Source organism: Kordiimonas sp. (genome assembly GCF_048264555.1).
Classification (GTDB): Bacteria; Pseudomonadota; Alphaproteobacteria; order Sphingomonadales; family Kordiimonadaceae; genus Kordiimonas.
The window spans coordinates 135,294-148,949 of sequence record NZ_JBLXCX010000001.1 but is presented as its reverse complement, the minus strand read 5'-3'; the positions used below and the strand labels follow the sequence as shown (position 1 = coordinate 148,949).

Here is a 13,656-nt window from a genome sequence, read left to right as displayed (position 1 = left end):
CCTTCGGCAATTCACCGCACAGGGTGAAAAAAGGGAGAATAAACATGAGGACAACACGCTCACGGACCGCATTGGTCCGTCGTGGGCTCGTGGCTGCTGCGATGGGGCTTTCGCTTGCAGCTTGCCAGCCTGGCGGAGGGGAGCAGGGGGAATTTGTTGAGATCAACAAAGACCCGTTTCCATCCACATACACCCCGCTTGAAAGCGGTGTGACTTTCATCACAAACGCAACGGTATTGGACGGCAAGGGTGGCCGCATTGATGGCGGCTCGGTACTGGTTGAAGGCGGTAAGATCAAAGCCGTTGGCGCGGACCTCCAGGCACCTGAGGGCGCCACGGTGATCGACGCTGAGGGCCGCTGGGTAACCCCTGGCATCATTGACGTGCACAGCCACCTGGGGGTTTATCCAAGCCCCGGCGTGAGCTCACACTCCGATGGTAACGAAGTGGGTGAGCCTGTAACCGCAGATGTGTGGGTGGAGCATTCAAACTGGCCACAAGACCCGGGCTTTATCCGCGCGGCGGCTGGTGGCATCACCTCGCTTCAACTGTTGCCTGGTTCTGCCAACCTTGTTGGTGGGCGTTCTGTTACGCTCAAGAACGTACCGGGCCGTGTTGCGCAGGACATGAAATTCCCCGGCGCGCCTTACGGCATGAAAATGGCGTGTGGTGAAAACCCGAAGCGTGTTTATGGCAGCGGTAAAAACAGCATTGAATATCGTCCTCACACCCGCATGGGTAACGTGGCCGGTTACCGTCAGGCATGGGCTGACGCACAAGCTTACCAACGTGCGTGGGACAAATATGAGCGCGATTATAGAGCTGGCATGGACGTGAACCCACCAGCGCGTGACCTGAACCTTGAGACACTTGCGGGTGTTCTCAAAGGCGAGATCCTCGTTCACATGCACTGTTACCGTGCCGACGATATGGGCACGATGATGGATGTTATGAAAGAGTTCGGCTATCAGATCACATCGTTCCAGCACGCCGTTGAGAGCTATAAGATTGCTGACAAGCTGGCTGAGAACAACGTGTGCAGCGCCATGTGGGCCGACTGGTATGGCTTCAAGATGGAAGCTTATGACGGCATTCGTGAAAACATCCCGTTTGTTCATAAGGCGGGGGCCTGTGCCATTGTTCACTCTGACGATGACAAGGGCATCCAGCGCCTGAACCAGGAAGCTGCAAAAGCACTGGCGGATGGCCGTAAAGTTGGCGTTGATATCTCGAAGGAAGAAGCGTGGCAGTGGCTGTCGCTTAACCCTGCCAAATCACTTGGTATCGCAGACAAGGTGGGCACGATCGAGCCTGGCAAGGACGCGGATATCGTGCTGTGGTCAGGTGATCCGTTCAGCGTTTACACCAAAGCGGACATGACCTTCGTGGACGGTGCTGTGACCTTTGATCGCAACGACCCAAGCCGTCAGCCGGTTATGGACTTTGAACTTGGTCAACCAGGTGAAGGAGACGCGAAATGAGCATCATGAAAACACTGATGGGTGCTTCGCTTCTCGCGATTTCTGCGGCAAGCGTGAGTGCGGAAGATGTGGCCATCACCGGCGGCACAGCCTTCACCGATGGCGGCAAAGGTAAGGTTGAGAACGCAACCGTCCTGATCCATGACGGCAAGATCCAGTCTGTTACCGCAGGTGGTGAAGTGCCAGCGGGCTACCGCAGCGTGGACGCGAGCGGCAAGTGGGTTACTGTTGGTTTTATGGCCGCAGGCACCAACCTCGGCCTTATGGACGTTGGCCTCTCCGGCAACATCAATGACGCGCGCGCGAGCGATGCCAAAAACGGTATCGGGCTTGAGGTGGCTTATGCCTTCAACCCGGCAACCACCATCATCCCGAATACGCGGATTGAGGGTGTTACCCGGGCGGTGACGGGCTTCAGCACGAGCAAGGACATGTGGCGCGGCCAAAGTGCGGTGATCGCGCTTGCGGGCGATAACATGATCGTGCGTGAGCATGCGGTGCTGAGCATCGACATGGATGAAGGCGCTGCCAGCTCAAACGGTGGCAGCCGTGCCGCCCTTTGGGACAGCGTGATCACCAAGCTTGAAGAGTCTCGCCCGAACGGTGATGACGACAAGAAGGATGACGACAAGAAAGACAAAAAGCCAAAGTATGATAGCGCCAAAGCGGCTCTTGACCGGCTTTTTGCTGGCGAAATGCCGCTTCTTGTTGAGGTGGAGCGTAAAGCAGACATCCTGAATGTTATCAAACTCAAGGAACGCTTCGGCATTGATGTTGTGATCACTGCGGGCGGTGAAGCCTGGATGGTAGCTGACGAGCTTGCGGCAGCTAAAATCCCGGTGGTGATCGACCCCATGCGCAACCTGCCAGAGGACTTTGACACGCTTGGCCAAACCGGGGCGGCCGCTGGTCGTCTCGCGGCGGCGGGTGTGAAGGTTGCCTTCCTCGCGCCGGATACCCACAACACACGCCTTGTTGCGCAGTCTGCGGGTAATGCCGTGGCGATGGGCATGACATGGGAAGACGCCATGGACGCGCTGACGGTCAATGCAGCGGAAATTTTTGGTGTGGCGGATAGCTACGGCAAACTTGAAGCTGGCAAGGACGCCGATGTTGTGGTGTGGACCGGTGACCCGCTTGAGTTGATGACAACAGCGGACGCTGTGTTCATTCGCGGCGAGGAAGTGCCGCTTGTGAGCCGCCAGACCAAGCTTCGGGACCGCTATATGGACCTGCCGCGTTCCCCTGCTTACGTGAAGTAGGCAAGCAACAACAAGATATGAAAGCCGGGGTGTTCGCCCCGGCTTTTTACCATAAGACAGCGATTTGAGGAGAAAGAGCAATGCGTTCAATTGCCGTGAGCCTTGTAGCGAGTGTATTGTTATCCCTTCCCCTTTTTGCAGCCCCCGAGGCGTGGCAGCCTTTGCCTGCACCCGTGGCGGCAAAACTTGAGGGCACGTCAGTTTCCCTTTATGAGCTGAAGCAAGACGGTACAGAAGTGGCCCACAGTCAGGGTGATCTCATTGAGACCACACCGCTTCGTATCGCGAGTGTTACCAAAACATTTGTGGCAGCCACTGCGCTCAGGTTGGTGGAAGAGGGTAAGCTCGACCTCTCAAAGCCGATGACGGCCTATGTGGACAGCGCCTACACCGATATCTTGCGTGAAGACGGTTATGACGTGGATGCCATCACGGTCAAACAGCTGATGTCCCACACGGGCGGGCTCACTGACCACGCGCAAACCAAAACCTTCTTCGATATCATTGTTGAAGACCCAAGCCATGTCTGGACACGGGAGCAGGCGCTCAGGGGCGCGGTTGACTGGTCAGACCCCAAAGGCGCACCGGGAGAGAAATTCTCCTATTCAGACACCGGCTATATCCTTCTCGGGCATATCATTGAGAAGCTTACCGGCCAGTCGCTCGCATCGTCGGTGCGCACACTGCTTGGTCTTGACGAGATTGGGATGCCAGACACCTATTGGGAGCTGGCAGAGGAAAACGAAGGCGCTGCGAGACGCCGCGCGCACCAGATGCTGAACGGTATGGACACACATAGTTGGAGCGCGACGCTGGACCACTATGGTGGCGGCGGATTGGTGTCCTCCACGCGCGACATGGCGCGGTTCTTCAAGGCGCTTTTTGGCGGCAAGGTGTTCAAGCACCCTGAAACGCTAAAGCTGATGCTATCGAAAGAGGGTTTACCCGAAGATAGCCCCTATCGTCTCGGCATTTTTGTCAAGGAAGAGCAGGGCGTGCCCTATTATGAGCACTCAGGCTTTTGGGGCACCATCGTGCTTTATATCCCATCAAGCGGGCGCACCTTGTCGGGCGCGGTGCTTGATCAGGCGCATTTCAAGACAATGCGTGAAGGCTTGATGCAGGCTGTGGCTGCTGCCCCCTAGGGTTGGGTTGCCTTCCGGGCTTTGCCGCGCCGGTGGGCGGCGATGCGAAGCCCGAGGGCCAGCAAACATAACGCCGGTATCCAGAGCCGTGCGAGCTCTGGCCCGTCTTTGGCGAGGCGACCAAGGCTGGTGGCGAGGAAGATCAACCAGATATCATAGCTGCCCACTTTATGCAGCAGCTTCCAGCGCTTGGCACCAAGTTGGCGAACGGCAGCATTGTTGGATGTGATCGCCATAAGGCCAAGGAACAGGTAGGCAAGACCACCTGCCATCAGCTCAGGAATGCCGCGGGTTTCCGGCGTGAGTGCCAGGTTTGAGAGCACAAGTACCCCGTGCACACCATGCACCAGAGCAAACGAGAGGCCGATGTAGCGCCTGTTCCGCATCAGGAATTTGGGGCCGGGGCCGGGCGCAAGGCGCATGAGCGATGATGCGGTGAAAGCAAAAAAGAAAAGCACAAAGGCCATATCTGCCGTAGGCGCCATCACAGAAGGCAGAGCACCCACATAGGTCCCCGCAGCAATGATCTGGCTATGGACAAAACCGAAAAGTATCAACGCCACGGGAACAAAGAGCCGCTTGCCTTCCAGAAGTTTCATCATGGTGCCTCTCACCCCTTGTGTTGCCAGCATTGCCTTCCCCCGGCATTGCCTTCACTTTGAAACGCTGAAATAGTTCCACACAATTGAACCTGAACAAAATTTTTTGTGAGTAGACCGATGGCGCTCGAGCTGAAACCGATTGCGGACGAAAACCTAGAGGCGTTCTTTGAGCTGATTAATGACGAGAGCATTGCCGTGATGGCAGGCACGGTGCCGCACCCTGTCACCTTTGAGTGGGCGAAGGAACGTATCCTCAAGCGCCGCGTGCAGGAAGCCGAAGGCACGTTGGCGCAGCGCGGCTTGTTTGAAGACGGCGTGCTTGTGGGAGACGCCAGTTATTTCTTCTCTGACGGTAAGGTTGAGATCGGCTATTCCATCAGCAAAAACCACCGTGGGCGTGGTTTGGCGACAGAGGCTTGCCGCTTGGCGGTTGAGCTGGTGCGCCAGCATGGCATCACCGGGCCAATACACGCAGGCTATGCGCAAGACAACCCCGCCTCCGGCCGCGTGCTTGAGAAGGTTGGCTTTGTGCCCAATGGGGAGGCAGTGGGCAAATCCCTGGGCCGCAGCGCGGATATGCCGCTTTTCAAGGTTATATACCGGGATGATGTGCGCCTGAGGCCGCACCAGGCGGCGGATTTTGAAACGCTGGTCACTTTTGTGGATGATGAAGAAGCATTTTTCCTCGCGGGCGGCGGCACGCGGGACACATCGGCGCCAGCGATGCAGGCACGCATTGAGGCTTATATCACCAAGGACGCACGGTTCGCCGTGGTGTTATATGAAGGCGCTGTTGCGGGCTATGTAGCGGCGTTTGAACGTGAAGGTATGCTGGAGGTCAGCTACTGGATCGGGCGTGATTTCTGGGGTAAGGGCATTGCAAGCCGTGCGCTCGGGCTCTGGGTCACCGAACGCGCCAAAGACAGCAATGAGCTTCACGCCCGCGTGGCCAAAGATCACACCGCCTCAATCCGGGTGCTGGAGAAAAACGGCTTCCAGGTTGCAGGGGAAGACAGATATTTTTCCCCCCACCGGAACGCAGAGGTGGACGAATGGCTGTATCGGTTGGTCATTTGATGGATATATCTGAAAAATCGATTAATATTACAATATAGTTCAATTGGAACAATAAATCTGGCCATGGCACTGTCTCCGTAATGAGTATCGGGAAACAGGAGACGAGCCATGACCGATCCGAAAATTCTGACCAGCGCAAACGGGGCACCCGTCGCTGATGACAATAATTCTATAAGCGCTGGCCCACGTGGCCCGCTCACCTTTGACAACTGGCGTTTGATGGAAAAGCTCGCGCACTTCAACCGGGAGCGCATCCCTGAGCGTGTGGTGCACGCGCGCGGCACTGGTGCCTATGGTACCTTCAAGCTCAGCAAAGACCTTGGCGACCTTACTATTGCAGATTTCCTGCAAGGCGAAGGCAAGGAAACGGAAGTGTTTGTGCGCTTCTCAACAGTGGGCGGCGGGCAGGACAGCTCAGACTATGCCCGTGACCCGCGCGGCTTTGCGGTGAAATTTTACACCGGCGAAGGTAACTTTGACCTCGTGGGCAACAATACGCCGGTTTTCTTTTTGCGGGACCCGTCAAAATTCCCTGACTTTATCCATAGCCAGAAGAAAAACCCGCGCACCAATGTGCCGGACCCAGCGGCTGTGTTCGAGTATTGGGCGAACCACCCGCAAGCGCTCCACCAGGCCACAATCCTGATGTCAGACCGGGGTATTCCGGCGTCTTACCGGCATATGCACGGCTTTGGCTCGCACACGCTGAGCTTCTGGAACGCTGACGGCACACGTGTGTGGGTCAAATGGCACCTCAAGACCGATCAGGGTATTAAAAACCTGCGCGGTGAAGAAACCGCTGGCCTGCCGCCCTTTGGTGCGCAAGCAGACCTTGTGGATGCCATTGAGCGGGGTGATTACCCGAGCTGGACCGTGAAAATTCAGGTCATGACGGAAGAGGAGGCGAAAACCTATCGCTATAATCCGTTTGATCTCACGAAGGTTTGGTCGCACGCGGACTTCCCGCTTATCGAGATCGGCAAGCTGACGTTAAACCGAAATGTGGACAACTATTTCGCGGAGACGGAGCAGTCTGCCTTCAGCCCATCCAACCTTGTGCCGGGTATTGGCGCGAGCCCTGACAAGATGCTGCAGGCACGGCTGCTGGCCTACCCTGATGCGCACCGCTACCGCGTGGGCGTAAACCACCAGCAGTTGCCGGTGAACGCCCCCAAATGCCCCGTGCATCATTACCAGCGCGATGGTGCCATGGCAGGCATGAATGTGTGCCCGGTAACGGGCCGCGCAGCCAATCAGGATAGCGGTGTGAACTTCTTCCCGAATGACCGGGATGACGCGCCAAAACCCAAACCAAGCGTGATGGAACCGCCAATGCCGCTTGAGGAAGAGGCCTGGGTTGGTTTCCATGAAAGCCGGGATGAAGACAATTTCACGCAGGCTGGTGATCTGTACCGTTTGATGAGTGATGACCAGAAAGACCAGTTGGCCGCAAACATCGCAGGTGGCCTCGTGCATGCGAGCGCAAGTGCGCAAGCGCGTATGCTCAACCAATATAGCGCGGCAGACCCTGACTATGCGGCCCGCGTGAAAGCTGCCATGGCGGCCCTCACTTAAGCGCGGCTCTCTTAAACGCCAGCTGCAAAAGTTCCTCGCTGGCCCCTTCATTGGGGCTCTTGACCCGCTACCGGCCGTGTCCTCCTAAGTCGCACCGGTAGCGGGTTTTCTTTTCAAAAACATGAGGGAAGACAGCACACTCTTTGTCCCATACCCAGGGGGGTGCGAAATTGTGCACCTTGTCGGAGCTTAGGGGCTAGGGCATCCGGCAAACCGCACGCGGGGAGAGAAATGACAGGCGGCAACATACGCGCTCGCATCCATGCGATGCTGGCAATGCTGGAATCTGGCGAATTTTTACAAACATTTGATCAGTTTTATCGGGCCGATGCCCGGTTTTTTGAAAACGAATATCTATTCGCAGAAAGCAGACACGAGGCGCGCGAACGCCAAGCCTCGTTCCTGAACGGGTGCAGCAGTTTTGTGGGGGATATCGAGCTGGTGCACGCGGATGTCGGGCGCCGCATCGCGGTTTTTCATAACCGGAGCCGGTATGAACACCCGGACTATGGCGCGGGCCAGGTGAATGGTGTGCACGTGGCCTATTGGCAGGACGACCTGATCGTGCGGGAGGAATATTTCTCCGGCAAGCGGGTGGATGAGGTTTTGTCTTTCTGGCGGCTTGTGGGGCGTTCTTCAACGCAGTGAGGGTGTACGTGGTGCGCTGGAGGTCAGTCGCCGTCCGGCACCTTGAGGCTGTTCCACATGTCGTGCTGCATACGCCAAACGCCATCAATTTTTCGCCAAGTGATCAGATACGCTCCCCTGAAGGCTCGTGTGTTGCCTTCCATGTCGGCTGACACGCCCTCAAAATAGCCAATGTCGGTCGCCACGTCGCCATGGATGGTTAGCTCTGTTGTGGTCGTTTTGTGGTCGACCGGGTGCCATTTGGCCCCGTCATGTGGTGCCCAGTATGCCCGAATATTGTCCGTGCCCCGCAGTATGGGGCGATTGGTAGGTACAATACTGGCATCGGGCGCATAGATCGCCATCAGTGTGTCAGTGTCGCCCGCGACATAGGCGTGGGAGAAGGCGACTGCTTGTGCCTGAATGGCAGCTTTCTCCGCGTGCATGTCTTCAGCCCGTGCGTCCACGGAAAGCGCTAGACAGGCGCAGAAGATAAAAGCGATGAAGGGTCGCATGACGTTCTCCCTACCCGTGGTGGTGCATCACGTCTTTGATGACGTTGCCAAGCGTTTCAAAGGTGGCAGCGCGGGGGTTGGTTTTACGCCAGATCAGCCCGATGGTGCGGGTCGGGATCATGTCTTTGAAGCTGACAATATCAACCCGCGCCTTGTCGGCGAGGCCAGCGTCAACCGCCATGCCTGGCAACAGGGTGATGCCGTGGCCTGCCGCCACCATCTGGATGATGGTGCCAAGGCTTGTGCCTGCCATCTCGCGCCGTGCACCACGCCCCACTAGCTGGCAGGCCTCAAGCGCATGGTCCCTGAGGCAGTGGCCTTCTTCGAGCAGCATCAGGCGGCTTTCATCAAGCTCGGTGGTGTTGATGCTTTCGCCCGGTGCCTGGCCGTGCGGATAAGCCACCATGAAGGGATCATGAAACAGTGGCATCTCTGCTACGTCACCGCAGGCATAGGGGAGGGCAAAGAGCACGAGGTCCAGCTCGCCGGAGCGCACAAGCTCACAAAGCTCGGCCGATTTATCTTCGCGCAGGTGCAGCTCAAGGTCTGGCAGCTTTTCATGAATGCGCGGCATGATCTTGGGCAGAAGGAAAGGCGCGATGGTGGGGATGATGCCGAGGCGCACGATGCCTTTCAGCGGGTCTTTCGCTGCCGCCGCCATGTCGGTGAGGTCATCCACATCATTGAGGATAACCTGCGCGCGGCGCACCACCTCTTCCCCCAGTGCCGTGAACATCACGGTCCTTTTGGTGCGCTCCACCAACTGCGTGCCCAGAAGGCTTTCAAGCTCCTGCAGGCCGGCAGAAAGGGTGGACTGGGTCACATGGCTGGCGTCTGCCGCTTTACCAAAATGGTTGGTGCGGTGCAGCGCGACGAGGTAGCGCAATTGCTTGAGGGTAGGAGGAAAGCTCATCGATTATCCCGATCACAGAATTCACTTCTATTTGTTGGATCGATGGTAATCATTCGGTGATAGTCATTCAACAGGAATTCACCGGCGATAGGTTCTCCCCCACCTGTCGCCCCTATAGGGCCTGTAACGCTCCGGCATTGGTCCCCCTTTGCCCGGGCACGCGGCGGACGACCCGGCAACTCGACCCCGTGAAGCGCATATGCTTCTCTGGAATGCCCGTTCGGGCCGCCCGCCGCGATACATATTCCAGAGGGCTGCATACGAATTATGCGGCCTTCGCCTCAAAATCAGCCCGCTGCCCGATTCTCGTCACAATTGGGCGGTCTGATACAAGCGGCCTCAAAGATGCGAACTGTGCGCGTTCTTTCGGGGCCGCTTTCTGTTTGTATTGTCCCGTTGAGTATAGAGCCTGTGTACCCGCTAGATATGGCGCTTACGGTGCTGCGTATTGGTACATCTGGTGATGAGGGGTCTGCCGGACAGCAGACAAAAAAATGGCCGGGTAAATACCCGGCCCGAGTCACGACAGCGAGGATAGTGCGGCGGCAGTCACGCACACCGCAATAGGAGTGAGCACGAACGAGTCGTGCCCTCTCGCCTGACTAAGAAACCAAATAACGGGCTTCTGGTCAATGCTTGTCTGATCACATTCCGCCAAACACCTGAAAAACAGCCAAAAAATCCCGTTGCAGTGCAATAAAAACCCTGTTTTTACAGCGGGAGTTATAGAACCTTTTGCGGTAAAAAACCGTCAGTGGTCACACACGCCGTAGGTGATTCGCGACGCTTTAATGACAAAAGGCTCAATTTTTGCCGATAAAGTCGTCAGCTACTTTACAAGCAGCAGGTCCGATCAAGACGACAAAGAGTGTCGGCAAAATAAACAGGATCAGCGGTACTGTCAGTGTAGCTGGTAGGCGGGCTGCTTTTTCTTCCGCTTTCATCAGGCGTTCGTTCCTGAATTCGGCGGACAGCACCCTGAGGGATGATGCGAGCGGCGTACCATAGCGTTCGCTTTGAATAAGGGTGGTGACCACGCCCCTGAGGGCTGGCAGGTCTACCCGGTCGGAGAGGTTGATAAGCGCCTGCCGCCGCTCAGGCAGGAACCCAAGCTCAATAGCGGCCAGTGAGAACTCATCCGACAGTTCAGGCGATGCTCGCCCTAGTTCCTTGGCCACGCGACCCAAAGCACTATCGAGCGTGAGGCCAGCTTCCGCACACACCACCAGAAGGTCGAGCGCGTCAGGCAACGACTTGCGGATAGCCTCAGTGCGTTTCTGCTTGATGTTGCTGACATAGATATCAGGCAGCTTGAGGCCCAGAAATACGGCGACGACAGAATAGACCGGGTACATCTGCTCATGCTTTGGCATGAACCCAAGGCCATAGAAGAGGATCACAGCCACCAGCCCCACAAGAAGCGGCAGCGTGAGCCGCGCGACCTGATAGATCACCACGGCATCAGATGACCGGAAACCGGCTTGCAGCAGGCTCGCGGAAACTTTGGCTGTCTGTTCTTTCTGTAGCAGTTGCAGCTTGTCTGCGAGCGCCCGCATGCCGCCCACGCCGTCAACCTTGCGTACGGGTGAGCGGCGCTTTGATGTGGTCATCAGGCCGGCTTTGAGGGAATCACGCCGGTCCTGCAGCGACTTTACCCGGCCTTTCATGGGGTCACGTACCAGGGCTGTCTGGTACACGGCCACCATCACCAAAAGGGCCACAGCCCCTGCCGCGAAGGAGATGAGATCAACGATCGGTATGCCGATGATATTTTCAATCTCGTTCATGGCTATACCTCAAACTTGATCATGCGGGACATGATGAAAATACCAAGGCTCATCCAGATAAGCGCACCAATGCCCGCCATGATGGCTTTGGGGTTGGTGAATAGGATGATGCCATAGTCATAGTTCATGGTCATGATGGCACCGAGCATGATGAACGGCAGCAGACCAACGATCCAGGCGCTGGCTTTTGCCTCAGACGACATAGCCTTCACCTTCAACTTCATCGCCTGCCGTTGCCGGAGGATGGTGGAGAGGTTGCCTAGGGTTTCACCAAGGTTGCCGCCGGTTTCCCGCTGTACGACAAGCGAGATGACGAAGAATTTGAAGTCAGGCGTATCGAGCCTGTCTGCGGTTTCCCATAGCGCTTCTTCAAGCTGCTTGCCGAGGCGCATGGCGTCGGTAATCTTGCGAAACTCAACACCCGTGGGTTCTGGCAGCTCAGTGGCCACGTTGGCGATACATTCGTTCACCGGCAGGCCGGACTTGAGCCCGCGCACCATCAAATCCATCGCCTCAGGGAACTGTTTGGTGAATTTGTCCTTGCGGGCGGTCATGCGGTTTGAAACCCACATGTGCGGCAAGCCGATGCCTGCGATGATACCCGCTGCAAGAGCCAGCAAAAACCCGAACCCCGCGAGGAAAAGCGAGAGCGCTGAGAAGGCGGCGAGCCCAAGGCAGATAGTGGCGTAGCGCGACAGCTCCATGCCAAGCCCCGCCTGAGCCAGCCGGTTTTTGATCTGGTCACGCCGGGGCAAAAGCTCTGAGAGCATGCCAGCAAGTCCGGTCTGCTCCTGATTAACGCGAATGGACCGGCTGCCTTCACCCTTGAGCACGGTTTTCTGGTCAAAACGCGCTTTAAAACGCTCAAGCTTGGCGCGTGTTTCCTTGCGGCCTTTGCTTAAGGTGTTTGAAAGGATGATGATCACGATCAGCAGCAGGAACACAGCCCCGCCGCCCGCGAGAAGGAGGATATCAAGGTTGGTGTTACCCATTCATGGCCTCCATCAATGCGCGCTCAAGCCCAAAATATTCTGCTTTCGAGAGGAAGTGCGGCCTAACGCCAGTTGAATTGAAGCTGCCCACAAGGCGGCCACTTTCATCCTCACCCGTAAACTCAAACTTAAAGAGGTCTTGCGTGGTGATCACATCGCCTTCCATGCCCACCACTTCGGTCACATGGGTGGTGCGGCGGCCACCATCGCGCATGCGCTGGACTTGCACAATGAGGTCGAGGGAGGCTGATATCTGTTCACGGATGGCTTTTGCGGGCAGGTGCAGCCCCGCCATGTTCACCATGTTTTCAAGCCGGGTCAGCGCCTCACGGGGCCTGTTGGCGTGAATGGTGCCCATGGAGCCGTCGTGGCCTGTGTTCATGGCTTGCAGCATGTCGATCGCTTCACCGCCCCTGATCTCGCCAAGGATGATACGGTCGGGGCGCATACGAAGCGCGTTTTTCACCAGGTCGCGCATGGTGATTTCGCCGCCGCCCTCAAGGTTGGCCGGGCGGGTTTCAAGACGCACCACATGAGGCTGTTGCAGTTGCAGTTCCGCCGCATCCTCAATGGTGACAACCCGCTCGCCCTTGTCGATCATGCGCGAAAGCGCGTTCAGCATGGTTGTTTTCCCAGAGCCTGTACCGCCCGAGATCAGGATGTTCAGGCGGCACGCACCCGCGATTTTAAGGAGCTTCGCGAGCGGCGGCGTGATCGAGCCGAACTCCAGCATTTTATCAAGGGTGATCTTGTCCTTGGTAAATTTCCGGATCGAGATGGACGCACCGTCAATCGCGAGCGGCGGTGCGATCACGTTCACCCGGCTGCCGTCGGCCAAGCGGGCGTCACAGATGGGAGAGCTTTCATCCACCCGGCGGCCCACGGCGGTCACAATACGCTGTGCCACATTCATCAGGTGCTGGTTGTCGCGGAAGTGCACATCCGTGAGGATGATCTTGCCCTTTTGTTCCACATAAACCTGGTTAGGGCCATTGACCATGATGTCCGAGATCGTATCGTCCGCGAGCAGGGGCTCCAGCGGCCCAAGACCCAGCATATCGTCGAGGAGCAGCGAGACGAGGTCGCGCTGCTCGGTCAGGTTCAGGTTGATCTTTTCCTGCACCAGAAGTTCGCCCACCACTTCACCAACCTGATCAGCCAGTTCAGGGCGCGGTAGGTCTGCCGCTGCCGTGGGGTCGATATGCTCCATCAGGAGAACCTGAATACGGTCCCGCGCTTCAAAAAGGGTCTTTTTGTTGGCGTCCTGCTTTTTAGGGGTGGAGGCGGTGCTGTCGCCAATGGGGCCGATGCCAGCTTCCGCCTCGTTCAGCAGATAGGTCTCAAGGTCTTTCTGCTCTTGCGGGGTGAGGCTGCCACCTTCTTCTTCAAGGATGCCGGTGATCATGGCACCGATTTTTTTAACCACCTCGCCTTTGGTGGCCATCCTGAGCTCGTCTGCGGTGAAATGATCTTTGAGCCGGGCTTCGCCGATTTCGGCCACACGGTCGATAAGGTCAGCGGGCGCGCCTTGCTCGTTCGCGGGGCTCGGCGTTAGCCCGGTGGGCGACACGCTTGCAAGCGGCGCCGGGGCAGCAGCAGTGCTGCCTCGGCCAAAGCTTCCGCCCGCCCGTTTTGGCCCTTGCCCTTTTTTTCCAAAGCCTGCCGGTTTCATGTGCCTGA

Annotated in this window: 12 protein-coding genes; 6 read left to right on the top strand and 6 right to left on the bottom strand. The window is 57.2% G+C overall.

Annotated elements, in window-relative coordinates:
* The first annotated feature begins 44 nt into the window (after positions 1–44).
* The 3 genes from ACN0XZ_RS00625 to ACN0XZ_RS00615 all read left to right on the top strand — a co-directional run bounded on the left by ACN0XZ_RS00625 (position 45) and on the right by ACN0XZ_RS00615 (position 3,888).
* Entirely contained in the window at positions 45–1,481 is a 1,437-nt protein-coding gene (locus ACN0XZ_RS00625) for an amidohydrolase (protein WP_417455764.1), read from the top strand.
* Positions 1,478–2,743: an amidohydrolase family protein gene (locus tag ACN0XZ_RS00620; protein WP_417455763.1), complete on the top strand. Its 1,266-nt coding sequence runs from the start codon at positions 1,478–1,480 to the stop codon at positions 2,741–2,743. The genes ACN0XZ_RS00625 and ACN0XZ_RS00620 overlap by 4 nt, the downstream gene beginning before the upstream one ends.
* A gap of 80 nt (positions 2,744–2,823) precedes the next feature.
* Positions 2,824–3,888, top strand: a complete 1,065-nt coding sequence (locus ACN0XZ_RS00615) for a serine hydrolase domain-containing protein (RefSeq protein ID WP_417455762.1) — start codon at positions 2,824–2,826, stop codon at positions 3,886–3,888.
* Here the strand turns inward: ACN0XZ_RS00615 and ACN0XZ_RS00610 are convergent.
* Positions 3,885–4,520 carry a ferric reductase-like transmembrane domain-containing protein gene (locus tag ACN0XZ_RS00610; RefSeq protein WP_417455761.1) on the bottom strand — a complete coding sequence of 212 codons (636 nt, stop codon included), beginning with the start codon at positions 4,518–4,520 and terminating at the stop codon, positions 3,885–3,887. The two genes, ACN0XZ_RS00615 and ACN0XZ_RS00610, sit on opposite strands and share 4 nt — an antisense overlap.
* 87 nt (positions 4,521–4,607) lie before the next feature.
* On the opposite strand from ACN0XZ_RS00610, the gene ACN0XZ_RS00605 reads away from it, so the two are divergent.
* From ACN0XZ_RS00605 to ACN0XZ_RS00595, 3 genes are all read left to right on the top strand, one after another.
* A complete protein-coding gene (locus tag ACN0XZ_RS00605; RefSeq protein ID WP_417455760.1) occupies positions 4,608–5,567 on the top strand; it encodes a GNAT family N-acetyltransferase in 960 nt (319 codons plus the stop codon).
* Positions 5,568–5,675: 108 nt separating this feature from the next.
* Positions 5,676–7,142, top strand: coding sequence for a catalase (locus tag ACN0XZ_RS00600; protein WP_417455759.1), 1,467 nt, complete (start codon positions 5,676–5,678; stop codon positions 7,140–7,142).
* A 231-nt stretch (positions 7,143–7,373) separates the two neighbouring features.
* A complete protein-coding gene (locus tag ACN0XZ_RS00595; RefSeq protein ID WP_417455758.1) occupies positions 7,374–7,790 on the top strand; it encodes a hypothetical protein in 417 nt (138 codons plus the stop codon).
* 23 nt (positions 7,791–7,813) lie between these two features.
* On the opposite strand, the gene ACN0XZ_RS00590 is transcribed toward ACN0XZ_RS00595, so the two are convergent.
* The 5 genes from ACN0XZ_RS00590 to ACN0XZ_RS00570 form a co-directional block, all read right to left on the bottom strand.
* Positions 7,814–8,284, bottom strand: a complete 471-nt coding sequence (locus tag ACN0XZ_RS00590) for a YybH family protein (RefSeq protein ID WP_417455757.1) — start codon at positions 8,282–8,284, stop codon at positions 7,814–7,816.
* 10 nt (positions 8,285–8,294) lie between these two features.
* On the bottom strand, positions 8,295–9,197 hold the full coding sequence (locus ACN0XZ_RS00585) for a hydrogen peroxide-inducible genes activator (RefSeq protein ID WP_417455756.1): 903 nt from the start codon (positions 9,195–9,197) through the stop codon (positions 8,295–8,297).
* Positions 9,198–10,000: 803 nt separating this feature from the next.
* Positions 10,001–10,984 (bottom strand): type II secretion system F family protein, encoded by a 984-nt coding sequence (locus ACN0XZ_RS00580; protein WP_417455755.1) that lies wholly within the window; start codon positions 10,982–10,984, stop codon positions 10,001–10,003.
* Between the two features lie 2 nt (positions 10,985–10,986).
* Positions 10,987–11,976: a type II secretion system F family protein gene (locus ACN0XZ_RS00575; RefSeq protein WP_417455754.1), complete on the bottom strand. Its 990-nt coding sequence runs from the start codon at positions 11,974–11,976 to the stop codon at positions 10,987–10,989.
* On the bottom strand, positions 11,969–13,648 hold the full coding sequence (locus ACN0XZ_RS00570) for a CpaF family protein (RefSeq protein ID WP_417455753.1): 1,680 nt from the start codon (positions 13,646–13,648) through the stop codon (positions 11,969–11,971). The genes ACN0XZ_RS00575 and ACN0XZ_RS00570 overlap by 8 nt, the downstream gene beginning before the upstream one ends.
* Between the last annotated feature and the right edge of the window lie 8 nt (positions 13,649–13,656).